Annotated in this window: 20 protein-coding genes; 2 read left to right on the forward strand and 18 right to left on the reverse strand. The window is 69.1% G+C overall.

From position 1 onward, the window contains the following. Positions 1-24: 24 nt before the first annotated feature. The gene (locus C9412_RS16250) at positions 25-732 is read right to left on the reverse strand and encodes an alpha/beta hydrolase (protein ID WP_107232595.1); all 708 of its coding nucleotides are present in this window, start codon (positions 730-732) and stop codon (positions 25-27) included. Between the two features lie 165 nt (positions 733-897). Here C9412_RS16250 and C9412_RS16255 point away from each other — a divergent pair, with 165 nt between their 5' ends. Further along, positions 898-1,278 (forward strand): YbjQ family protein, encoded by a 381-nt coding sequence (locus tag C9412_RS16255; RefSeq protein WP_107232596.1) that lies wholly within the window; start codon positions 898-900, stop codon positions 1,276-1,278. A 60-nt stretch (positions 1,279-1,338) separates the two neighbouring features. Here the strand turns inward: C9412_RS16255 and C9412_RS16260 are convergent, their stop codons facing one another. Further along, a complete protein-coding gene (locus C9412_RS16260) occupies positions 1,339-4,059 on the reverse strand; it encodes a bifunctional acetate--CoA ligase family protein/GNAT family N-acetyltransferase (protein WP_107232597.1) in 2,721 nt (906 codons plus the stop codon). Between the two features lie 167 nt (positions 4,060-4,226). Continuing rightward, positions 4,227-5,597, reverse strand: a complete 1,371-nt coding sequence (mgtE, locus tag C9412_RS16265; RefSeq protein ID WP_107232598.1) for a magnesium transporter — start codon at positions 5,595-5,597, stop codon at positions 4,227-4,229. A gap of 376 nt (positions 5,598-5,973) precedes the next feature. Between mgtE and C9412_RS16270 the strand changes: the two genes are divergently transcribed. Further along, the gene (locus tag C9412_RS16270; RefSeq protein WP_107232599.1) at positions 5,974-7,752 is read left to right on the forward strand and encodes a monovalent cation:proton antiporter-2 (CPA2) family protein; all 1,779 of its coding nucleotides are present in this window, start codon (positions 5,974-5,976) and stop codon (positions 7,750-7,752) included. Positions 7,753-7,907: 155 nt separating this feature from the next. Here C9412_RS16270 and C9412_RS16275 read toward each other — a convergent pair whose 3' ends face one another. The 15 genes from C9412_RS16275 to C9412_RS16345 form a co-directional block, all read right to left on the reverse strand. Then, positions 7,908-11,246, reverse strand: a complete 3,339-nt coding sequence (locus tag C9412_RS16275) for an ankyrin repeat domain-containing protein (protein ID WP_107232600.1) — start codon at positions 11,244-11,246, stop codon at positions 7,908-7,910. Beyond that, entirely contained in the window at positions 11,239-11,499 is a 261-nt protein-coding gene (locus tag C9412_RS16280; RefSeq protein ID WP_107232601.1) for a YcgL domain-containing protein, read from the reverse strand. Before C9412_RS16280 ends, C9412_RS16275 begins: the two co-directional genes overlap by 8 nt. A 150-nt stretch (positions 11,500-11,649) precedes the next feature. After that, positions 11,650-12,153, reverse strand: a complete 504-nt coding sequence (locus C9412_RS16285) for a hypothetical protein (protein ID WP_146160153.1) — start codon at positions 12,151-12,153, stop codon at positions 11,650-11,652. Positions 12,154-12,205: 52 nt separating this feature from the next. Next, positions 12,206-12,646, reverse strand: coding sequence for an excinuclease ATPase subunit (locus C9412_RS16290; protein WP_107232603.1), 441 nt, complete (start codon positions 12,644-12,646; stop codon positions 12,206-12,208). 58 nt (positions 12,647-12,704) lie between these two features. Next, positions 12,705-13,943, reverse strand: a complete 1,239-nt coding sequence (locus tag C9412_RS16295) for a beta-ketoacyl-ACP synthase (protein ID WP_107232604.1) — start codon at positions 13,941-13,943, stop codon at positions 12,705-12,707. Next, positions 13,943-14,674, reverse strand: a complete 732-nt coding sequence (locus C9412_RS16300; protein ID WP_107232605.1) for a 3-ketoacyl-ACP reductase FabG2 — start codon at positions 14,672-14,674, stop codon at positions 13,943-13,945. The genes C9412_RS16295 and C9412_RS16300 overlap by 1 nt, the downstream gene beginning before the upstream one ends. After that, positions 14,671-15,126, reverse strand: a complete 456-nt coding sequence (locus tag C9412_RS16305; protein WP_107232606.1) for a hotdog family protein — start codon at positions 15,124-15,126, stop codon at positions 14,671-14,673. Before C9412_RS16305 ends, C9412_RS16300 begins: the two co-directional genes overlap by 4 nt. Next, complete coding sequence (locus C9412_RS16310) at positions 15,123-16,307, reverse strand: beta-ketoacyl-[acyl-carrier-protein] synthase family protein (protein WP_107232607.1); 1,185 nt, start codon at positions 16,305-16,307, stop codon at positions 15,123-15,125. The genes C9412_RS16305 and C9412_RS16310 overlap by 4 nt, the downstream gene beginning before the upstream one ends. Continuing rightward, complete coding sequence (locus C9412_RS16315; RefSeq protein WP_107232608.1) at positions 16,304-16,861, reverse strand: DUF3261 domain-containing protein; 558 nt, start codon at positions 16,859-16,861, stop codon at positions 16,304-16,306. The genes C9412_RS16310 and C9412_RS16315 overlap by 4 nt, the downstream gene beginning before the upstream one ends. Continuing rightward, positions 16,849-18,099, reverse strand: a complete 1,251-nt coding sequence (locus C9412_RS16320; RefSeq protein ID WP_107232609.1) for an NAD(P)/FAD-dependent oxidoreductase — start codon at positions 18,097-18,099, stop codon at positions 16,849-16,851. Before C9412_RS16320 ends, C9412_RS16315 begins: the two co-directional genes overlap by 13 nt. 53 nt (positions 18,100-18,152) lie before the next feature. Further along, on the reverse strand, positions 18,153-20,507 hold the full coding sequence (locus C9412_RS16325; RefSeq protein ID WP_107232610.1) for an MMPL family transporter: 2,355 nt from the start codon (positions 20,505-20,507) through the stop codon (positions 18,153-18,155). Next, on the reverse strand, positions 20,500-21,123 hold the full coding sequence (locus tag C9412_RS16330) for an outer membrane lipoprotein carrier protein LolA (RefSeq protein WP_181358703.1): 624 nt from the start codon (positions 21,121-21,123) through the stop codon (positions 20,500-20,502). The genes C9412_RS16325 and C9412_RS16330 overlap by 8 nt, the downstream gene beginning before the upstream one ends. Positions 21,124-21,125: 2 nt before the next feature. Next, complete coding sequence (locus C9412_RS16335; RefSeq protein WP_107232612.1) at positions 21,126-21,557, reverse strand: acyl-CoA thioesterase; 432 nt, start codon at positions 21,555-21,557, stop codon at positions 21,126-21,128. After that, a complete protein-coding gene (locus tag C9412_RS16340; RefSeq protein WP_107232613.1) occupies positions 21,544-23,094 on the reverse strand; it encodes an aromatic amino acid ammonia-lyase in 1,551 nt (516 codons plus the stop codon). The genes C9412_RS16335 and C9412_RS16340 overlap by 14 nt, the downstream gene beginning before the upstream one ends. Then, entirely contained in the window at positions 23,084-24,025 is a 942-nt protein-coding gene (locus tag C9412_RS16345; RefSeq protein ID WP_107232614.1) for an acyltransferase, read from the reverse strand. The genes C9412_RS16340 and C9412_RS16345 overlap by 11 nt, the downstream gene beginning before the upstream one ends.

Raw genomic sequence — 24,025 nt, forward strand, 5'->3', positions numbered from 1 at the left:
GGTCGGCACCGACCAGAAGCGGGCTTATCCCTCGCTCTGCAGCAACCACCCACGCATCGCCGCGCTGACTTCTTCAGGCTTCTCCATTGGCGCCAGGTGCCCGCAATCGGGCACCACCACCAGCTGCGAATGCGGCACCAACGCGTGCATTTCCTCGCTCACCGCCAGCGGCGTGATGCGGTCGTTGGCACCGCACACGATCAGCAGCGGATCGCGGTAGCCCGCCAGCACGTCATGGCCATCGCGCCGCTCCAGCGCACTCTGGCGCAGGAACACCTCCGCCCCCAGGCGGGCGGTCATGTCGCGCACGCGCTGCACCAGCACGTAGTCGTCCAGCCGCGAGGCATCGATGTAGCTGCGCATCAGCGCATCGCCGAAGCCATGGAACCTGCCCGGCAGGCGCACGCTGGCGCGTTGGCTGCGGCGCTGCTCGGCGCGCTCTGCTGAGTCGGCGTGGATCGAGGTATCGATCAACGCCAGCTGCATCACCCGTTCCGGTGCAATGCGCAGGATCTGCTGGGCGACGAAACCACCCAGCGAGAAGCCCGCCAGCGCGAAGCGTTGCGGCGCCTGTGCCAGCACATCCTCGGCCACCGCCTGCAGGGTTTCGCCACGGGTCTGGTCGCCCACCGTGCAGTCGGCGATATCGGCCAGGTCGGCCAGCTGGGCACGCCACAGCTCGGCGTCGTTGAGCAGGCCGGGCAGCAGCAACAGGGGAATACGGTCGGTCATGGGGCTATTGTCGCGCCAGCGGGGTGACGGAACCATGCCGCAACGGGTGATTGCATTGTAGAGTCGAGCTTGCTCGACTGCTGTGCGCAGAACAGTCGAGCAAGCTCGACGCTACGAAACCCCAGAGCAGTCGAGCAAGCTCGACGCTACGACACGGACGCGACCATGGCAGATCCCTACAACAGCAGCCCCACTTCACCGCCCGCCCTTCGTTTCGACGATGCGCTGGTCACCACCGCCTTCGAGCTGCCCGGCCATCGGGTGGTGCGCAACCTGGGCGTGGTACGCGGTATCACCGTGCGTTCGCGCTCGATCGTCGGCAATTTCCTTGGCGGCATCCAGACCCTGTTCGGCGGCAACATCACCATCTATACCGAGCTGTGCGAGCAGGCCCGCGAGGAAACCTACCGCGACATGGTCAAGCATGCGCGGCAGCTGGGTGCCAACGCGATCATCGGCATGCGCTACGACGCCACCGACGTGATGACCGGGCTGACCGAGGTGCTGTGTTATGGCACGGCGGTGGTGGTGGAGCCGCTGCGTTGATGCTGTAGAGCCGAGCCCACGCTCGGCTCAGGCGCAAAACAGCCGAGCGTGGGCTCGGCTCTACAAAGGCGTTTCGGGCACTTCAACCTGCTGCACCGGCAGGGTCACCACCATCACCGTCGGGTCGTCCGGGTCGAGTCGGGTCTTGAAGCCCAGGCTCTGGCACATCGCCAGCATGGTGCTGTTCTCGCGCAGCACCTGGCCTTCGACCACATCCAGGCCCAGCCACTTGGCGTACTCGATCATGATCGCCATCAGCCGCCAGCCAATGCCGTGGCCCTTCAGGTCCGAACGGATCAGGATGCCGTACTCGCCGCGATGGTAATCGGCATCGGCGTGCAGGCGCACCGCACCCAGCATTTCGCCGCTGCGCGGTTCGATCGCCACCAGCGCGATCGAACGCGCATAGTCGAGCTGGGTCAGGCGCGCGATGAACTCGTGGCTGAAGTGCTTCACCGACTGGAAGAAGCGCAGGCGCAGGTCCTCGTCACTGACCCGGGCGAAGAATGCGCGAAACAGTGCGTCGTCCTCCGGCCGCACCGGGCGCACGAAGGCACGGCCACCATCGGACAGTTCGATGGTGCGCTCCCACTCCTTCGGGTACGGGAACACCGAGAAGCGCGGATGGCCGCGGCCTTTGTGCAGAATGCGCGAGGGTGCCACCGCTACACGCGCGTCAAGGGCGAGAATGCCCTTGCTGTCGACCAGCAGCGGGTTGATGTCCAGCGTGCGCACTTCGGGAATGTCGGCGGCCAGCTGTGCCAGCTTCACCAGTGCCAGGGCCAGCGCGCGTTCGTCGGCAGCCGGCACATCGCCATACGCCTTGAGGATGCGCGAGGCGCGGGTCTGCCCGATCAGTTCGTGGGCCAGGCGCAGATCCAGCGGCGGCAGCGCCAGTGCCTTGTCGTTGATCACTTCCACCGCCGTGCCGCCACGGCCGACCACGATCACCGGGCCGAACGTGGCGTCATCGGCGATGCCGACGATGATCTCGCGCGCCTTGGGGCGGACGATGGTCGGCTGCACCAGCAGGCCATCGATGCGCGCGTCCGGCCGCAGCTGGCGGGCGCGCGACAGGATCGCGTTGGCCGCGCTCTGCACTGCCGGCAGCGTCGTCAGGTTCAGGCGTACGCCATCGACTTCCGACTTGTGCGGAATGTCCGGTGACAGGATCTTCAGCGCCACGCTGGCGCCACGCTCCAGCAGCGGTTGCGCCAGATCCATCGCCTCGTGCGCATCGCGCGCGTGCATCACCGGCGCCGACGGAATGCCGTAGGCCTTGAGCAGTTCGTGGGTGGCCAGCGGGTCCAGCCACTGCTGGCCGTTGGCCAGCGCCGCATCGACCAGCGCGCGTGCGGCCGCCGCGTCGACACTGAAGTCCTGCGGCAGGCTGGGCGGCGTTTCCATCAGCGCGTTCTGCGCTTCGCGATAGCGCACCAGATGCTGGAAGCCGCGCACCGCTTCGGCCTCGGTCGGATAGGTCGGCACCCGCGCCGCGTTGAGCGTGGCGGTGGCCTGGTCATCGTTGCCGAGCCACACCGCGAACACCGGCTTGTCGCGATGGTGGCGCGGGCGCAGGCCGAGCGTGCGGGTCAGTGCCTGCGCGGCGTCGGCCGATGAGGTGAACGCGGTCGGCACATTGACCACCATCACTGCGTCGTTCTCGTTGTCGGCCAGCAGCGCCTCGATCGCCGCGGCGTAGCGGTCACCATCGGCATCGACCACGATGTCGACCGGATTACTGCGCGACCAGCCCTGTGGCAGCACCTTGTCCAGGGTTTCCACGGTGCTGTCGGAAAGCTGTGCCAAGGTGCCGCGCAGCGCCACCAGCTGATCGACGGCGAGCCGGCCGACACCGCCACCATTGCTGAGAATGGCCAGGCGGCGGCCGGGGAAGGTGCCCAGCCGACCCAGCGATTCGGCGGCGGTGAACAGTTCGTCCAGCGCGCCCACGCGCAGCAGGCCGGCGCGGTTGAACGCGGCGCCATACACATCGTCGGCGCGCGCCAGTGCCTGCACATGGGTATCGCGGCTGCCCGGCTGCACGCGTTCGGCGCGACCGGATTTCACCACCACCACCGGCTTGGCACGCGCGGCGGCACGTGCAGCCGACATGAACTTGCGTGCGTCCTTGATCTGCTCGACGTAGAGCAGGATGGCGCGGGTGCGGTAGTCGGTGGCGAAGTAGTCGAGCAGGTCGCCGAAGTCGACGTCCAGCGTGTCACCCAGCGACACCACGGCAGAGAACCCCACCGAGCGCGCCACGCCCCACTCCACCAGCGCCGCGGCAATGGCGGACGATTCGGAGATCAGCGCGAGATCGCCGGCCTGTGGGAAATGCGCGGCGATGCTGGCGTTGAGCCGCGCATGTGGTGCGATCACGCCCAGGCAGTGCGGGCCGAGGATGCGCAGGCCGTGCTTGCGCGCCACGCTTTCCACCTGCGCCGACAGCGAGCCCGGGCCTTCACCCAGGTGCGCGGTGAGGATGATCGCGGCCTGCACGCCACGCTCGGCGGCGGTACGCACCACCTGCGGCACGATCGCCGCCGGTGCGGTGATCACCACCAGGTCCGGCACCCAGTCCAGGTCCTTCAGCCGCTTGATCGTGCGGATGCCATCGATCTCGGCATGCCGCGGGTTGATCCACGCTACCTTGCCGGGGAAGCCAGTGCCACGCAGGTTGCGCATCACCGCGCGGCCGGCCGAGCGCTCGCGCGGGCTGCCGCCGATCACCGCGACCGACTGCGGACGGAACACGGACTGCAGGTGGTAGGTACTCATGCGCCTACGGTACCCAAATTCCGTGGCGATGGGGTCAGATCCCTTTCCTCAGGAAAGGGCTCTGACCCTTGCGTGCCGACCAAGGTCGGCAACTACCGGAGCACGGTGCTTCAGGGGTCAGAGCCCTTCGCGGCGCGAAGGGATCCGACCCCGCAACCGGCCACGGCTTACAACAACGTGCCGTGCAGGATCATCGCGGCGATGCTGAAATAGATCACCAGGCCGGTCACGTCCACCAGGGTGGCCACGAACGGGGCCGAGGCGCTGGCCGGGTCGAAGCCGAGGCGCTTGAGGATGAACGGCAGCATCGAGCCTGACAGCGAACCGAAGGTGACGATGCCGACCAGCGCCGCGCCGATGGTGATCGCCAGCAGGATCCAGTGCTCACCGTAGTCATGCAGGCCGCCGAGCTGCCAGATCACGATGCGCACGATCGCCAGGCAGCCGAGGATGGCGCCCAGCACCATGCCGGTGGGAATCTCGCGGATCGCCACCTTCCACCAGTCACGCAGGCGCAGTTCGCGCAGCGCCAAGCTGCGGATCAGCAGCGAGGTGGCCTGCGAGCCGGAGTTGCCACCCGAACTCATGATCAGCGGAATGAACAGGGTCAGCACCACCGCGCGGGCCAGTTCGTCTTCGTAGTGCTGCATCGCGCTGGCGGTCAGCATCTCGCCCAGGAACAGCACGCTGAGCCAGCCGGCACGCTTGCGCAGCATCTCGAAGAAGCCGATCTGCATGTACGGCTTGTCCAGCGCTTCCATGCCGCCGAACTTGTGCGCGTCTTCGGTGGATTCCTCGATCAGCGCATCCAGTACGTCATCGACGGTGACGATGCCGAGCATCTGCTGCTGCGCATCGACCACCGGAATCGCCAGCAGGTCGTGGCGGCGGATCAGCCGCGCCACTTCTTCCTGGTCCATCAGCGCATCCACCGTCACCGGTGGGTTGATCTGGGCGACGTCCAGGATCGACTCCTCCGGCAGGCCGGTGATCAACCGGCGCATGGTCACCACCTGCTGCAGCTGCTGGGTAGCCGGGTCCAGCACGTAGATCGCGTACACCGTCTCACGGGTGCGCTCGACCTGGCGGATGTGCTGCAGGGTCTGCGCCACGGTCCAGCTGGCCGGCACCGCCACGTACTCGGTGGTCATCAGCGCACCGGCGGTGTTGGGCGGGTAGCTGAGCAGCTTCTGGATGGCCTGGCGGGCATCGGTGCCGAGCAGCGGGATCAGCCGCGCGCGCTCGTCCTCGTCCAGCTCGTGGACGATGTCGGTGGCGCGGTCGTCGGCCATCAGCCCGAGCAGGGCGGCGGCGCGGGCCGGCGGCAGCACCGCCACCAGCTCGCCGCTGCGCTGCAGCTCGGGGGCTTCCAGCATCTTCACCGCACGCGGCAACGGCAGCGCTGCCAGCGTGTCGGCGGCGCGGGTCAGCTCCAGCGTATTGAGAAACTCCACCGCGTCGGCGGTGTTGTAGTTCGCCAGCGGTGCGGCCAGGGCAGCGGCATCGGCCACCGGGCGCAGCAATTGCTTCTGGTTCATCGGGTTTGCCTTGTGGGGGTGCGACCTCGCGCAACGCCAACGCAGGCAAACCGTCCCGATGTCAGGCGGTGGCCATCGCTGGCGTCGAACGAGGTCGACTTCTACTGTCGCTGGACATGGGTTGGGAACTCCGGGATGGGTGTACTGCCTGACACGCTCGACAACAGCGGGGCCGGCAGCGGCGGGCAGTCTGGACCTGCCGGCACGCCCGGTCAACCCTGGCCCGGGCGGATGGTCAGACGCCCTTGGGGTCAGAGCCCCTTGCTGCGCAAGGGGATCCGCCCCCCCGCATGCGCGCATAATGAAGGGGTGGCCTGCACGGCCGCGCTCCCCCGGACGAACGCAGCACAGGCCCCCGCGATGACCAGGTATTCCCATGCATAGCGGTGGTCTGGAACTGGCCCTGGTGCTGCTGCTGGCGGCGGTCATCGCCGTGCCGGTATTCAAGAAGTTCGGCTTCGGCGCGGTGCTGGGCTATCTGGCGGCCGGTGTGGTGCTGGGCCCGGACGGGCTGGGCTTCGTGCAGGACGCCGACCGCATCCTCGGCGCGGCCGAAATCGGCGTGGTGATGCTGCTGTTCGTGATCGGCCTGGAGCTGTCGCCGGCACGCCTGAAGGTGATGCGACGCTCGGTGTTCGGTGCTGGCGCGGCGCAGGTGGCGCTGTCCGGGCTGGTGCTGGGCGGCCTGCTGCTGCTCGACCACTTCCAGTGGAAAAGTGCGCTGGTGGTGGGTGTGGCGCTGGCCCTGTCATCCACTGCGGTCGGCCTGCAGCTGCTGTCCGAGCACAAGGCGATCAACAGCGACCACGGCCGGCTGGGCTTTGCCATCCTGCTGTTCCAGGACCTGATCGCGATCCCACTGCTGGCCGCCATCCCGCTGCTGGGCGGGGTGAAGAACGAGACCCTGCGCTGGGAAGATGCGGCCGTGGCGCTGGGCGCGCTGGCGGTGGTGATCCTGTGCGGGCGGCCGGTGCTGCGCCGGGTCTTCAGCACCATCGCGCGTACCCGCAGCCCCGAGGTGTTCACCGCCACCGCGTTGCTGGTGGTGCTGGGCACCGCCTGGTTCATGCAGGAGGCTGGCCTCAGCCCCAGCCTCGGCGCGTTCCTGGCCGGCGTGCTGCTGTCCGACTCGGAGTTCCGGCACGAGCTGGAATCGCAGATCGAGCCGTTCAAGGGCCTGCTGCTGGGCCTGTTCTTCATCGCGGTGGGCATGGGCATCGACCTGGACCGCATCGCCGCCGAGCCGTGGATGATTGCCGGGGGCGTCGGCATCCTGCTGGTGGTCAAGTTCGGCCTGCTGTACGCGATCGGCCGCGTCGCCCGGCTCAGTTCGCGGCAGTCGCTGCTGCTGGGCAGCGTGCTGTGGCTGGGCGGTGAGTTCGCGTTCGTGGTGTTCAACGAGGCGCAGCGCGCGCACCTGCTGGGCAACGCCAACCACGACCGGCTGGTGGCCATCGTCGGCCTGTCGATGGCGATCACGCCGCTGTTGATGATCGCGCTGCTGAAACTGCTCGGCCAGGAGAAGGCCGCGCCGCGCGAGCCGGCCGACGCCGACAAGGTGGCGCCGGACAACCGGCCCAAGGTGCTGATCGCCGGCATGGGCCGCTTCGGCCAGGTGATCGCGCGCCTGCTGACCGCGCAGAAGGTGCCGTTCGTTGCGCTGGAAGCGAACCCGGACACTGTGGCCGACCTGCGCCGTTTCGGCAACCAGCTGTACTACGGCGACCCGACCCGGCCGGAGATGCTGCGCGCGGCCGGCGGCGAGCATATCGATGTGTTCGTGATCACCGTGGATGACCCGGAAACCAACCTGCGTGCGGTACGCATGGTGCGCCGGCTGTACCCGGACGCGACGGTGCTGGCGCGTGCGCGCAACCGCCAGCATGCGTGGCGGTTGATGGACATGTCGGCCGAACCGTTCCGCGAAGTGTTCGGCACCAGCCTGGAGATGAGCGGGCGTGTGCTGACCGCACTGGGCGTGGCGCCGAACGTGGCCGAGCGCCACGTGCAGCGCTTCCGCGAGCACGACGAACAGCTGCTGCGCGACCAGTACCTGGTCTACGACGACGAGGCGGCGGTGATCCAGACCTCGCGTGATGCGCGCAACGATCTGATGCACCTGTTCGAGGCCGACGCGGAAAGCGACGACAAGTAGGCGTGCCGACCAACGGTCGGCACCCACCGTGGGCAGGATCGGCACCCACCCGATCGATGACGGACCCGGTAGTGCCGGCCGCTGGCCGGCAACCTGGGGATTCCGCAGGATTCATGAGGTTGCCGGCCAGCGGCCGGCACTACCCCTCTGGGGGATCAGCCGTTGTCGCGCAGGAACCGGGCCATCGACGAAACGCCCGGCACGCGCGGTTCGAACTCGCCGGCCACATCGATGAAACCGCGCATCACCGCGATCTCGCGCGGACTGCGGTTGAGGCTGTCGCGCACTTCCGGATCGGCACCGGCGCGCAGCAGGCGCTGCACCAGCAGCGGCAGGCCATGCAGGGCGGCCAGGTGCAGTGGGCCGAAGCCACGCGGATCGCGTACCTCCAGGCTCACCTCTTCATCGAGCAGGCGCTCCACCGCCGCCATCACCACCTGCTCATCGCAGGCGGTGCCGGGCTCGGCGCGCGCGCCCAGCAACAGCAGCAGCGGCGTAACCGAACCGGCGGCGGCCTGGTCCGGTTCGGCACCGGCCAGCAGCAGGGTGTCGAGCAGCGCCAGCAGGCGCGAGCGGTCGCGGGCACTGAAGCCGTACAGCGCGGCGCAGTGCAACGGGCCCAGCTGCTGCGCATCACCGGCATGCACGTCGGCGCCGGCGGTCAGCAGGCGCGCAACGATGTCCGGCAGGCCCAGCGCCGAGGCCAGCATCAGTACGGTCACCCCGCCCGGCAGGCGGTGTTCCAGCTTGGCGCCGGCGTCGAGCAGAGCCGAGACGATATCCACCTGGCGCATGCTCACCGCCGCCGACAGCGGCGTGGCACCACTGGCCGCCGCGTGCTGCGGATCGGCGCCGCGCGCCAACAGCAGGTCGGTCACCGCCAGATGGCCGCCACCGGCCGCGCGCAGCAGCGCGGTGCAGCCCTGCGCATCGACGGCATCGACGGCGAAGCCCAGATCGATCAGGCGGCGCACTGCATCGACGTCACCGGCCATTGCGGCAGCCGGCAGATCGGCCTCGCGCAAGGTGCGGCGCGGCAACGGCCACACCCGCCAGTCCAGCCAGTCGGCCAGATCGCGGCGGCCGATCGACAGCGCCACGCCCAGCGGCGTCTGGCCATCGGCGGCGCGGGCCTCCGGCGAGGCGCCGTGCTGCACCAGCAGCTTCAGCGCGCCTTCGCGGGCCAGCGCGGTGGCCAGATGCAGCGCGGTCATGCCGTGGCTGTCGCGCGCCTCGCGATCGACGCCCGCCTTCAGCAGCGCCTGCTGCAGGCGCAGCCAACCCAGGCGCACCGCCAGCGACAGCGGCGGATCACCGGCCGGCGACGCGGCGAACGGGTCGGCGCCGCGTTCCAGCAGTTCCAGCGCCAGCTGTTCCAGGCCACGCGCGGCCTGGTCGTGCTGCGCGCAGGCGGCCAGGAAGCGTGCCAGGCCACCGCGACCGGCCGGCGACAGGCCACGCTGCAGCATCACGTGCAGCGCCGGCACGGCATCGATGCCGCGCGACAACAGCGCGAACATCGGCGTGTCCGAGCAGGCATCACGTACGTAGGGATCGGCACCGTGGGCCAGCAGCCAGTCGACCGCGCGCGGCTCCAGCGCCAGTTCCGGATCGAGCAGCAGGCCGCCCAGTTCTTCCGGCTGGCACAGCTTGGCCAGTGCGGCCATGCCGTCGGTGTTGCCGAAGCCGAGCGCTTCGCGCAGCAGGGTCAGTGGCGGGCGGTCCGGCAACAGGCCACTGGCAGCGGCCGCGTCGCCGCGCTCGGCCAGGCCATCGCTGACTGCGGCCGGCAACGGATAGGCGGGATCCAGCAGCGCGACGATCGCCCAGCGGCCGGCTTCGGCGGCGTAGTCCACCGCACGGCGACCGACCGGATCGGTCGCGTCGGCGGCGATGCCCAGTTCCACCAGACGCTTGATCAGCAACGGCGAAACATCCTCGGCCATCGCGGCCAGCTGCACGGCATTGCGGCCTTCGCCATCCACGGCAATCAGGTCCGGCTTGTGCGGCAGCAGGTGTTCGACCACCGCGGCGCGGCCGGCGCGGGCGGCTTCCAGCCAGGGCGTGCGGCCCAGTGCGTCGCGCGCTTCCAGATTGGCGCCGGCACCGAGCAGCACGCCGATGATTTCAACGTGACCGGCCAATGCTGCCTCATGCAGCGCACTGCGGCGCTGGCGGTCGCGGGCATCGGCGCGTGCCTTGTGCTTGAGCAGCAGCTGCACGCCGGCCGGGTCGTCGTCTTCGGTGGCCGCGGCGGCGAGCAGTACCGGGGTACCGTCGGCCGGCTCGCTGCGGGCACCACGTTCAAGCAGGAAGCGCGCCAGGCGCCAGTTGCCGACCTGGCAGGCCACCGCCAACGGCGACCAGCCATCCTGGTTCAGTGCGTCGACTTCGGCGGCGGCATCGCGCAGCAGCGCGGCCACGCCCGGGTCGGAACTGCGTGCGGCATGGTGCAACGGGGTGTTGCCATCGCTGTCGACGGCGCGCGAATCGGCGCCGTTGGCGAGCAGGGTCATCACCGCCTCGGGGCGGCCATGCCAGCTGTCACGGGTGGCTGCCAGCAGCGGCGTCATGCCACGGTGCGGTGCATTCACATCGACGCCGCGGGCGATCAGTTCGCGCAGCAGGCGCAGGTCCGGCAGCACGGCGGCCAGCACCGCCAGACTGCGCTGGTCACGCCAGTTCGGGTCGGGCAACGCATAGGGATCGGCACCGGCCTGCAGCAGTTGCAGGCCGCGATCGATGCGGCCATGGCGGGCGGCCTCGTACAGCGCCGGCGTCAGTTCCTGCGGTGCCAGTGCTTCCAGCGGCGCGGTTTCGGCCGCTGCGGAGAACAGCGGTTCGTGCTCGTTGCTGGGCGTGGCCAGCGCGCCCGGACGCAGCGAGACCAAGGGCGCAGGCGCCACCCGCTGCAACAGCAGATGCAGCAGCGGCGACAACAGCACCACCGCCAGCGCGGCGGGCCAGCGTGCACTTTCCGGCAGCAGCCCGGGCCATGCCGGCAGCACGACCAGCGCGGCCAGTGCGATCACCAGCGCGGCCACACCGAGGCCGCGCCAGGCGGTCAGGTCGCGCCCGGCCAGCGCCTGCCAATGCTGGGCCAGGCTGCCATCCAGGCGTTCAACATCGTTCCACAGCGGCCAGGTGCGCCAGGCCGCCAGCAGGCCGGCACTGACCAGCACGCTCAGGCCCAGCACGGCGGCCAGACTGCCGCTGTCACGCAGCGCCGCCAGCGGCCAGGCCAGCAGCAGTGCCAGCAACACCGGCGCGGCCGACCACAGCGCCAGCAACGCCGGCAGGTCCTGGCGTGCCACCACCTTCAGCGGCAGCAGCACGCGGCTGCGCCGCCACCACGACACGCCCAGCGCGAACGCCGGCTGTGCCAATGCGGCAAGGATCGCCCCGGCAATGCCGCCCACGGCGGCGCCCAGCGCCAGCGCGGCGCCCACGGCGAAGGCGATCGACAGGGCGCGCGGACGGGACAGGTCAGTCATAGTGGCGCGGCATCAGGCTGGCCACCGACGGCGGCACCTGCAGATAGAAGCCACGCTCGCTCATTTCGCTGCGGACCTTGTCCGGGTCGGCCTGGGCCAGGCGGCGCTGGGCATCCAGGGCCACGTCCAGGACGAAGGTGAGCGTGCCCAGCGAGCGGAGCAGCGGCGCAGGCAGCGCGCTGAAATCATCGCGTCGGGGAACGTAGACGTAGGTGTCCGGCTTGAGTTGGCTTTTATAGACGTAGGCGTGCATGTCCACGGGACGATAACCCGGGAAGAGCCGTGATTGTGTCGGAAAGCCGACACCGGGGAAAGCCGTCAGCCGACGATGGCGGCGTGATCGACGGTGTTTCCCCGGCAGGGTTCAGCAATGTGGCGGCGGCGTTCAGGCAACGCCACGCGCTCAGTTGGCCGCGATCTCTTCGGTCATCAGCGGATCGAGCGTGGGGTTTTCCAGCCAGCGCGCCACATCGCCGCCCAGTGCCTCGGCCACCAGCTTCAGGGTGGTGCAGGCGCGGAAGGTGAAGGGCCGGCTGGTGGTGCGCTTGAAACTGAAATTGCCGACCACGCGGCCGTCCTCCTTCAGTTCGCCATAGATGCGCCCCCACTTCGGTCCTGAAATGGCGCCGCCCCCTGCGGCGTGGGCCTTGGTCACGACGATGTCCAGGCGGCGTCCGGCGTCTTCGCCCGGTGCGGCAACCACTACCCGGCCACCGGCATGGCGCACGATGCTGCTGCTCAGGTCGCGGCCGAATTCGCATTCCTGGCGGATCAGCTCGCCGCCGACCTCGGCCCGGTACGGCACCTCGGCGGCAATGCGGATGGGTGTTGCATCGGCGGCGTGCGCGGACCGCGCAGGCACGCAGCAGAAAGCCGCGGCAAGGGCCGCGACGAGCATCGATTTCATGGTGTCCCCCTGTGGACGGCATCCCCGACCGGCGGTCGGGGATGGCGATGGCTTACTTGACCTTGGCGTAGGTGCCCTTCAGCGCCACGCCGGCGACGAAGGTGCCGGCCCAGCACTCATAGTTGGTGCTGCTCTTGAACTCGTTCTTCTTGTAATAGCTGACGATGTCGACCACGGCGTTGGCACCACGCGACCTGGCGCCATCCTGCAGCGCGCGCAGCGCCGACAGCGCGACCCAACTGCAGGCTTCTGCGTCGCTCTTGTTGGCGGCGTTGGTCTTCTTGTTGGTCACGTCTTCGCCCAGGCGCTGCTGCACGCTGACCGGCTGGCCGGCCAGGTAGAAGCGCACGCTGCCGTCGATGCCGGCGTCCTTGGCGGCCTGCGAACTGACCAGTTCCTGCAGGGACTGCTCGAGGCGGGTATCGCGCGCGGAGGCGGTGGAGCTCAGGGCCAGCAGCGCGGTGGCAGCGGCGATCATCAGGGTACGGCGCATCGAAACATCTCCTTGTCGAGGGTGCGGGGTAACGGGAACGGTGCGGTGACGCGGTGGATCATTCGCTCCAGCGGCGGAACACCAGCGAGGTGTTGATGCCGCCGAAGGCGAAATTGTTGCTCATCACGTACTCGGCCCGCAGTTCGCGGCCCTGCCCGGTGATGAAGTCCAGCTGGCCGCAGCGCGGGTCGACCTCGGCCAGGTTCAGGGTCGGCGCAAACCAGCCGGCACGCATCATCTCGATGCTCAGCCAAGCCTCGAACGCACCACAGGCGCCGAGCATGTGGCCGACATAGCTCTTCAGCGAGCTGATCGGCACGCGGCCGCCGAATACCTGCGCGGTGGCCTGGGTCTCGGCGATGTCGCCGTGGTCGGTGGCAGTGCCGTGGGCGTTGACGTAGTCGATCTGCGCCGCATCCAGGCCGGCATCTTCCAGCGCCAGGCGCATCGCCTGGGCCATGGTGTCGGCGCTGGGCTGGGTGACGTGCTGGCCATCGCTGTTGGTACCGTAGCCGACCACCTCGGCGAGGATGGTGGCGCCACGCGCCTGCGCATGTTCCAGGTCCTCCAGGATCAGCGTGCAGGCACCTTCGCCCAGCACCAGGCCATCGCGGCCGGCATCGAACGGGCGTGGTGTGGTCTGCGGCGCATCGTTGCGCACGCTGGTGGCAAACAGCGTGTCGAACACCGCCGCAGCGGTGGCATCGAGCTGCTCGGCGCCACCGGCCACCATCACCGTCTGCTTGCCGCTGCGGATCGCTTCATAGGCCGCGCCGACGCCCTGGCTGCCCGAGGTGCAGGCGCTGGAAGTGGTGTAGACACGCCCGGACAGGCCGAAGAACACGCCGATGTTGACCGGTGCGGTGTGGCTCATCATCTTCAGGTAGGTGGTGGCGCTGATGCCCTCGGTGGTGAACTCGTTGAGCATGCGCCCGAATTCGCCGGTGGCCTCGTGGCTGCCCGACGAGGACCCGTAGGCCACCCCGGTACGACCGCTGCGCAGCACCGGATGTTCGTGCAGGCCGGCCTCGCGCAACGCCACTTCGGTGGCGCGCACCGACATGATCGCGACCTTGCCCATCGAGCGGGTGGTCTTGCGGTTGTAGTTGGGCGGCAGTTCAAAGTCCTGTGCCGGTGCGGCCAGCTTGGTGTTCAGCCCGGCATAGACGTCCCATTCGGGCATCGCGCGCACCGCGTTGCGGCAGCTGCGCAGGTGCGCCTCGATGGTCGGCCAGTCATGGCCCAGCGGACTGATCGCGGACGCACCGGTCACCACCACGCGACGATCGGCGGCCATCAGAGCATGCCTCCGTTCACCGAGATCACCTGGCGGGTGATGTAACCGGCCGGTTCGGACAGCAGGAACGCCACGGTGGCCGCCACTTCGTCGGGACGGCCGACGCGGCCGGCGGGAATCAGCTTGAGCGCGTGTTCAACCACTTCGTCGTTGAGCATTTCGGTCTCGATCAGGCCCGGGGCCACGCAGTTGACGGTGATCTGGCGGCTGGCCAGTTCCAGCGCCAGCGCCTTGGTGGCACCGATGATGCCGGCCTTGGCGGCGCTGTAGTTGACCTGCCCGCGGTTGCCGGCCAGGCCGGACACCGACGACAGGGTGACGATGCGGCCCGGCTTGCGCCGCCGCACCATCGGCATGATCAACGGGTGCAGCACGTTGTAGAAGCCATCCAGATTGGTGTGGATGACCTGGTCCCAATCGTCGGCCGACAGTGCCGGGAAGGCGCCATCGCGGGCGATGCCGGCATTGCAGACCACGCCGTAGTACGCGCCGTGCGCTTCCACATCGGCCTCCAGCGCGGCGCGTGCGGCCTCGCGGTCGGCCACGTCGAAGACCAGCACGCGGGCCTGTGGGCCCAGTGCCTGGATCTCGGCCACCACGGCCTGTGCCTCGTCCACGCGGCTGCGGCAATGCACCACCACGTCGAAGCCATCACGCGCGATGCGCAGCGCGATGGCCCGGCCGATGCCCCGGCTGGCGCCGGTCACCAGCACGCTTCGATTCCCTGTCATGCCTGTCCACTCTCCAGATAGGCCATCGCGTCGGCCGGTTCGAACACCGACACGTTGGCTGTCGCCCATTCGTCCTCGCCTGCCAGGATGCGGCAGGCGAACATCCCCAATCCATTGTCACCCAACAGCTCGCAGCGCGCCTGTACGCGCAGGCGGGTGCCACTGGGGAAGCCACTGCGCGGGCTGCTGTAGCGGCGGCTGCCGAGCAGGAAACCGAGCTGCGGCGGCTTGCCGGCCGCGCGTGCACGGCAGCCCGCCCAGGCCGCGATGGCCTGCGCCATGTATTCGATGCCGACCCACGCCGGCACCTGGCCGTCCTCGACGAACAGGCCGGCCTCGGGCACCACCAGTTCGGCCTCGATGGCGTCCTGGTCCCACTGCGTGATGCGCTCCAGCAGGCACATGTCCTGACGGTGCGGCACCACCTCTTCGATTGCGTACAGCGTGTTCATCGACGCTCCAGCGCCAGCACGGCATTGCTGCCGCCGAAGGCGAACGAATTGCTCAGCACCCTTCGCGGCGGCTGCGCCAGGCGGGTATCGGGTGCGACCAGCGGCAGCACCGGCAGCGCCGGATCGGCCACACCATCCCACCAGTGCGGCGGCAACTGCTGCTGCGGATTCTCGGCAAGCAGGATCCAGCACAGCGCGGCTTCGATCGCACCCGAGGCACCCAGCGTGTGCCCGGTCAGCGGCTTGGTCGAGCTGGCCGGCACACCCGTGCCCAGCACCTGCGAGACCGCCAGGCTTTCCATCGCATCGTTGTGGCCGGTGGCGGTGCCATGCAGGTTCACGTAGTCCACTTCACCAGCCGCCCAGCCGGCGCGTTGCAGCGCCTGCTGCAGGGCATCGATGGCGCCCAGCCCCTGCGGGTCGGGCGCGGACATGTGGTGGGCATCGGCCGATTCGCCCCACCCGGCCAGGCACACCGGGCCCGGCTCGCGGGTGAGCAGGAACAACGCGGCGCCTTCGCCGATGTTGATGCCGGCGCGGTGCTGCGAGAACGGGTTGCAGCGCGATGCCGACACTGATTCCAGCGCGCTGAAGCCGGCCACGGTGAAGCGGCACAGCGAGTCGGCACCGCCAGCGATGACCGCATCGACGATGCCGGCGCGCAGCATGCGCGCGGCCGACATCAGCGCCTTGGCACTGGACGAGCAGGCGGTGGACAGGGTCCACGCCGGGCCTTGGGCGCCACTACGCTGGCGCACGAACTGCGCGGCGGTGCCCATTTCCTGCTGGGCGTAGTCGAAGCCCGGCGGCCACTGGCCCTGTTCGGCGTGGGTGCGCAGCGCCTGCTCGGATTCACCAATGCCCGAGGTGCTGGTGCCCAGCACCACCGCGACGCGCTCGGCACCGTGGCGGGCGATGGCGGCGCTCACCGCCGGCGCGATCTGCGCCAGTGCCACCTCCAGCAGCGCGTTGTTGCGACCGCGCAGGGCGACCGGCAGGTCCTCCAGCGCCGGCAGCGGCGTGCGCACTTCGCCCAGCGCCAGGGTCCGCCCCGGCAGCAGGTGGTCGTTGTCGCTGAGCCCGCCCGGTGCATCGGCAAACAGCGCCGACGCTACCGCAGCACGGCCCTCGCCAAGCGCGCAGACCACGCCCAGGTCGTTCAGGTAGATCGGTGCACTCATCGGTCCTGCCCGGCCATGTCGATCGATTCGATGCGCAGTGCATAGCCCTCGGCGCGGTTGTCCAGCTGCACGCTGCCGTCATCCAGGCGCTGCAGCTGCAACCACACCACGCCATCGCGCGACAGGCTGCGCTGCTGGCCGTCATCGCTGACCTGCCAGCCGGCCGGGAGCGCGGCGGCGATGGCGGCGGTCGGCCACAGCGCGAACTGCAGGTCGTCCAGCACACGCTCGGCGCGCACCTGCGGTGGCAGCCACGGGGCGCGCTGCTGGGTCAGCTGCTGGCCGTCCCACTGTAGGCGAACGCCGGTCTGGCCCATCGCCTGCACGGCCAGCTGCACCTGCTGTGCATCGGCTTCCAGCAGCGCATCGAGGTCGCGTTCATGGCTGCCGAAACGGAAATGCAACTGCTGCTGCAACGCCAGCGGCGCCGGCAGGCTGGCCGGCGACAGGCGCAGCGGCGGCAGTTCCACCTGCGGCTTGGGCATGCGCCCGGCACAGGCGGCCAGCAGCAGGCACAGCAGCAGGGCCGTGGTGCGGACGATCAGGCGCTGCACAGTTCCTCCAGCACGCGCATGCGGCGGCCACTTTCGTCGGCCACATACGGGTTGTTGGTGTCCCAGGCGTATCCGGCCAGGATGGAACTGATCATGTTGCGCACTTCCGGCTGCTGCTGCGGGTGGTAGATGATCTTCTGGAAACCGCCCTGGTACCAGCTTTCCACGAAGCGGCGGAAGGTCTTCACGCCCGCGCGCAGCGGCCTGGAGAACTCCGCCTCCCAGTCCACGGTTTCACCGGCGTAGCGGCGCTTGAGGCAGTCGCTGGCCAGCTGCGCGGACTTGAAGGCGATGGTGACGCCGGAGGAGAACACCGGATCGAGGAACTCGCCGGCGTTGCCCAGCAGCGCATAGCCCGGGCCCCACAGCGAGCTGACATTGGCCGAGTAGCCGGTGATGCGGCGCACCGGCAGCACCGCCCATTCGGCATTGGCCAGCAGCCCGGTCAGGTTCGGGTCCTCGCCGACGATGGCCTGCAGCTTCTGCAGGTCGTCGCCTTCGTAGCGTTCGAAGAACGATGGCTCGGCGACCACGCCCAGCGAGCAGCAGCCATTGGAGAACGGGATCGTCCAGTACCAGACGTCGATGTGTTCGGGGTGGGTGGTGATCAGGATCTTGTTGCGGTCGAAGTCCGCTTCGGCCGGAATGTTGTCGCGCACGTGGCAGAAGATCGCGCCGCGCACCGGGAAGTTGGACGGCGACTCCAGCTGCAGCAGGCGCGGCAGCAGGCGTGCGAAGCCGGAGGCATCGAGGATGAAGTCGGCTTCGATGCGGTATTCGCTGCCATCCGGGCGGCGTACGTTCACCGCCGGCTCTTCACCGGGTTCGACCGACAGCACTTCATCGCCGAAGCGCAGCGTGGCGCCCATGCGCTCGGCACCGCGTGCCAGCACGTTGTCGAAGTCGGCGCGCTGCACCTGGTAGGTGGTGCCCCAGCCGGGTGAGAACTTCTTCCTGAAATCGAACGCGGTACGCGCCTCGCCGTGCACGAAGGCGGCACCGTTCTTGTACTGGAAACCGGCCTCGACCACGTCCTGCAGCAACCCGGCCGCTTCGATGTACTCCATGCTCTGCGGCAGCAGGCTTTCGCCGATGGAGAAGCGCGGGAACTGCTGGCGCTCCAGCATCAGCACCTGGCGACCCTGTTGGCGCAGCATCGCCGCGGCAACGGAGCCGGCCGGGCCCGCGCCGATGATCAGGATTTCAGTGCGTTCGACAGCATCCACAGCAGTACTCATCGGGGCGTCCTTGTTGCTCGATCAGAGGAAGAGAAGAAAACCGGAAGGTGGGCTCAGGCTGGCGGCATGTCGTGCGGCGCTGGCCGGAACAGCGGCGAGATCAGCCAGACCAGACCGATGCCGAACAGCAGGGTCAGGCCGAAGGCGCGCAGCGCCGGGGTCTGCGACAGGCCCAGCAGGCCGAACGACAGCCAGGTACTGGCCGCACCCACGCACACCGCCAGCCACGCGCTGGCATCGCCACGGTGCTCGATCAGGAAGATGCCGTAGTCGATGCCCATGCCCAGCAGCAGCATCAGCGCCAGCACGTTGAACAGCTGCAGCGGCTGGCCGAACAGGCCCAGCAGGCCCAGGGTCAGCGCACCGGCGATCAGGGTCGGCGCGAACACCCGCCAGGCCTGGCGGCGGTAGCGCAACCACAGCGCACCGAACACCAGCACGATGCCGACCAGCAGCAGCCCACCCATCAGCTTGCGGTAGTGGCCGAGCAGCTGCGAGAAATCGGCGGTGCGGTCGACCCAGCGCACGCCCGGCAGGCCCTCGGCCGCGCCACGCAGAGTCGTCAGTGCATCGGCGCGTGACAGGTCATCGACCATCACCACGCTGATCATCTGCCCGCCCACCGCGCCCACCCACAGATGGCGGAACGGTTGCGACGCCGGCGAGGCGAGGAAGGCCTCGGCAGTCAGCGGCGCGGCGGCGAAATCGGGGCGCGGCAGCGGTTCACCCACCGCCTCGGACACGGCATCCAGCACGCCCGGTTCCACCTTCGCGGTCAGCGCCGCATCGGCCTGCTGCCGCGCGGGCGACGGCAACCAGTCGCTGATCGCGCGGTAGCCGCCGATGCGCTTGTCATCGGCCAGCGCACGCAGGCGCGTTGTCAGCGCTTCCTCGCGTTGCAGCAGCTGCGCCGCATCGGCGCCCTGCACCAGGTAGAACTGCGCCGGGCTGGGCATGCCCAGCAGCTGGCTCAGGCGGATCTGCTGGGCCATCAACGCCGGCGGCGAAGACTGCAGGCTGCGCAGGTCGTCGTTGCTGTGCAGGCGCGCGATGCCGAGCGCGGACAGCGCCAGCGCGGCCACCACGAAGATCGCCACCGGTCGCGTGCCGTGCAGGCGCGGGAAACGTTCCAGCGTGTTGCCCAGCCACTGCGAGAAACGGGTCTGGCGGATCTCGCCACCATCCAGCCACGGGAACCAGAAGATCACCGTGAGGAACGCGGCGGCCAGGCCAACCACCGAGAACAGCGCCATCTGGCGCAGGCCCGGGAACGGCGCCAGGCCCAGCGCCAGATAGGCCAGCGCGCTGGTCAGCAGGGCCAGCCACAGGCCCGGCAACAGGTGCCGCAGCAGCTTCCAGCGGCGATCGGCCGGCTCGGCCTGGCGCGAGGCGAACCAGTGGATGCCGTAATCCTCGGCCACGCCCACCAGCGACGCACCGAACACCAGGGTCAGCACGTGCACCTTGCCGAACACCAGCACGGTCACCGCCAGCGCCACGCCGCAGCCGATCAGCAGCGAGGCGGCCACCAGCAGGATCGGGCGCAGCGAGCGGAAGGCCAGCCACACCAGCAGCAGCACCGCCGCCAGCGAGCCCCAGCCGATGGTGTTGATCTCCCGGTTGGCCTGTACGGCAGCGGCTTCGGCGTGCAGCGGCACACCGGCATGCAGGATTTCCAGCTCCGGCGCAGCCGCCTTGGCCGCCTTCCCGGCTCGTTCCAGCAGGCCATCAAGATGGCGCTCGCCATCGAGCTGGAAGGCCGAGCCCGGCGTATCAAACTGCAGCGCCGCCCAATGCTTGCCCTCGGCTTCGAGCAGGCCGTCATCGCCCAGGCGCAGGCCCGAGCCCTGCGCCTGCTGCTGCCACCACTGCGGCCACAGCGACAGCGGGTCCTGTCGCCAGTCGGTCAGCCGCGGCGCGCCCATCGGGCCGTACAGCGCGGCAAGTGCCTGCTCAGCCAGCACACCCGGTTCGCTGTTCTGCAGCTGGTTGCGCTGGCTGGGAGTCAGCAAGCGATCGCGGTACGGTGCGTAGAACGCGCGCGCCTCATCGAACCAACCCTCGATCGAACCACTGGGCACCAGCAACGCGCTGTCGGCATCGGCAGCCATGGCCGCAGCGAACGCCGCCTGCGCGCGCTTGGCGGCGGCGCCGTCCTGGCTGCCGAGCAGCACCACCACCTGCCGCGAACTGCCATCGGCAATACGCCGGGTGACATCGCTCAACAGGCGGTCATGCGCATCCTGCGGCAGCAACGCGAGGATGTCGGTGTCGATCCGCGACTGCTGGCTCCACAGGCGCCACTGCTGCACGCCCAGTGCCAGCAGCAGCACCAGCCAGGCGATGCCCAGCCAGTGCCACCAACGCCGCAACCGGTCCGGTGCGTTCAACGCCACGGCGTCACTCAAAGCGGCGTGCCTCGTCGGGGTTCAGCGTGGCCGGGGCCTCGCTCAACGCGCTGAACTGGATCTGCGTGCGGTCCTTGTTGGCCTCGACGATCTCCACCTGGCGCACATAGCGGTCACCCTGCAGGGTCAGCGATTCGAAGGCCTTGGCCAGCATCGCCGACTTCGGTGTCAGGCGCAGGCGCCAGCCCTGCCCTTCGCGGCTGGCAGCAACGTTGAACTGGCTGGACAGCGCCTGCACGTCGCCGCTCATCAGCGCGAACATGATCGCGTTGACCGAACGCATCGCCGGCTGCTGCCGCGCGTCGAGCTCGACGCGGGTGCTGCCATCGCGCTGGCGGCTGAGGATGCGGTCGGCAGTGACCACCACTTCAGAAGGGAACGGCTTGAGCGTGGCCCAGATCACGCCGTGCTGGCGCGCGACCACGAACCGGCCCTGCGAGCGCAGCGGGTTCTTGAAGCCGCTGACCTGCTTTTCCTGGCTGAACTGGCCACGCAGCACATCGGGCCGCGCCACCGCCTGAGTGATCGCATCGACGGCGGGGTCGGCCGCCTGTGCACGCGGTACGGCCACCAGCAGCAGCGCGCACAGCAGCACGCTCGAAAGACGGGCAAGCATCGTCACGGCGCAGGCACTCCCAGGCGTTCCCACAGCACCGGCGGGCACTGGTACTGCATTTCCTTGCTGGCCGCGTCCACCGCGACCTGGATGGTCATCGCACGGGTCAGCACCTGGCCGCTTTCCGCATCGAGGATTTCGTACTCGATCTTCAGCCGGTTCTCCCATTCCACGATGCGCGCGACCACGCGCAGGGCCTGGTTGAACAGCAGCGGGCGCACGTACTTCACCCGCGCATCGACCACCGGCCACAGGTAGCCCGATTCGAGCATCTGCGGGTAGTCGTAGTCGTAGCGGCCGAGCAGCGCGCAGCGTGCGATCTCGAAGTACTTGAAGTAGTGACCATGCCAGACCACGTTCATCGGATCGCAGTCATGGAAGGCGGGGGTCAGCGTGATCTCGCCGACCCGTTCAATGGCCTCATTCACCGGCATACAGCTCCCAACGTTGCGCGCGGATCTCCACCAGCAGTTCCCGCAGTTCGCGATCCAGCGCGCGGTCTTCTTCGACCAGGGCGATGCGCTGCCCCAGGTCGGCGTACATGTCGGCCAGACTGCCATGCAGCTGCGCATTCAGGCCAACCCGCTCGCGCAGCGCCAGGCCCTGGCGCGCGGCGATCAGCATCGCGGCCACCACCTGTTCGGTCAGCTCGATCACGCGCAGGCAGTCGCGCGCGGCGATGGTGCCCATGCTGACCTTGTCCTGGTTGTGGCATTCGGTGGAACGCGAGAACACCGAGGCCGGCATGGTCTGCTTCAGCGCCTCGGCGGTCCAGGCCGACACGCTGATCTGCAGCGCCTTCAGGCCATGGTTGATGGCCGCGCGCGGGCCGGTGGCCGCCGACAGGTTGGCCGGCAGGCCGTGGTTGTAGCGGGCATCGACCACCAGTGCCAGCTGCCGGTCGAGCAGGTCAGCGACGTTGGCCACGGTGTTCTTCAGCGTATCCATCGCCAGCGCGATGTGGCCGCCGTAGAAGTGGCCACCGTGCAGGATGCGCTCGCCGTCGGCGTCGATCAGCGGATTGTCGTTGGCGCTGTTCAGCTCGGTTTCGATCAGCTGGCGCAGGAACGGCAGGCTGTCTTCCAGCACGCCGATCACGTGCGGTGCGCAGCGCAGCGAGTAACGGTCCTGCAGGCGCTGTTCGTTGCGCGGCGGACGCTCGCTGTGCAGGTCGCTGCGCAGGCGTGCGGCGATGCGGCCCTGGCCGGGGTGCGGCTTGGCCGCGAACAGGGTCTGGTCGAAGTGGTGCGCGTTGCCGTCGCTGGCCAGCACGTTGAACGCGGTCAGGCGCGTGGCCATGCGCGCCAGGTAATCGGCGCGCTGCCAGGCCAGGCAGGCCAGGCCGGTCATCACCGCGGTGCCGTTCATGATCGCCAGGCCTTCCTTCGGCCGCAGCTTCAGCGGGGTCATGCCGATCTTCGCCAGCACCGGGCCGGCCGGCTGCACCTGGCCTTCGAACAGCACTTCGCGCTCGCCACACAGCACCGCCGCCACATACGACAGCGGGGTCAGGTCACCACTGGCACCGACCGAGCCTTCGGCCGGAATCATCGGCAGCACATCGCGCTGCAGCAGCGTGGCCAGGCCTTCCAGCAGCGCCACGCTGACCCCGGACATGCCGCGCACCAGCGAGGCCAGGCGTGCCGCCAGCACCGCGCGGGTTTCAACCGGGTCCAGGTAACGGCCCAGGCCGCAGCCGTGATAGGTGTACAGGTGGTGCGGCAGCTCAGCCACCAGCGCGGGCGGAATGTTCACCGTGCACGAATCGCCGTAGCCGGTGGTCACGCCGTAGATCACGCCATCCTCGCGCAGCAGGCGGTCGAGGAAATCGGCGCCGCGCTGGATGTGCGCGCGGAACCCCGGCGCGTCGCTCAGCGCAGCTTCGCACTGGCGCTGGGCCAGGGCCACCACGTCTTCGATGGTCAACGGTGCATCGCCAAAGCGGCACACGGGTACGGCGTCAGTCGTCATGCGGAGCCTGATCCCAGAAGGGGAAGAAATTGAACCAGTCCAACGGCGACTGGATGACCTGGAGTTCGAGCCAGCGCGCGAAGCGCTGGGCCTGTTCGGCCAGCGCGGCATCGCGCGAGCCACGCGGCAGCACGATGCGTTCGGCGAACTGTTCAAACGCCACCCGATAGCCCTCGCCCTGGTGCAGGCAGGCCATGGTGTAGACCGGGCAGCCCAGCGCGGCGGCCAGCACATAGGCGCCGATCGGGAATGGCGCGCGATGGCCGAGGAAATCGGCGGTGACACTGCGGCCGCCCTGCACCGGCGTGCGGTCGCCGACGATGGCGACGAAGCCACCGGCCGCCACCCGCTCGGCCAGCATCACCGCGGTGGCCGGTCCCATTTCGGTGACCTGCACCAGCTCCACCGCCGCCAGCGGGTCCAGCCGCTGCAGCAGGCGGTTGAAGCGCTGCGCATGCGCGGTGTGCACCAGCACGGTGATGCGGAACCCCGGCACCTGCTCGGCCAGCACCTGGCACAGTTCCAGGCAGCCGATATGCGCGGTCAGGATCAACCCGCCTTCGCGGCGCGCGATCTTGTCCAGCACCAGGTCGCGGTGCAGGTGAATGCGTTCGGGCGGGTAGCGCCCGCCAAGGCCGAGGATCTTGTCCAGCATCGTATCGGCGAAGGCGAAGAAGTGGCGCAGGCTGTCGCGCCGCGTGGGTGCGCGGCCGAGCACGCCGCTGTGTGCCTGCAGGCGCTGCAGGTACTGCATCGAGGCCTGGCGGCCGACGCGGTTGCCGAGCCAGTGGCAGGTCACTACCGGCCACACGCACAGGCGGAACGGCCAGCGCCCGAACCAACGGTGTACCCAGCACAGGAACAGCACGCCGGCCACCGAGGTGGACTCGCCGATGTCGGCCCAGTGCGGGGCGTCGTGCGCGGTCGCCAT

Source organism: Stenotrophomonas sp. Nf1 (assembly GCF_003028475.1).
GTDB lineage: Bacteria > Pseudomonadota > Gammaproteobacteria > Xanthomonadales > Xanthomonadaceae > Stenotrophomonas.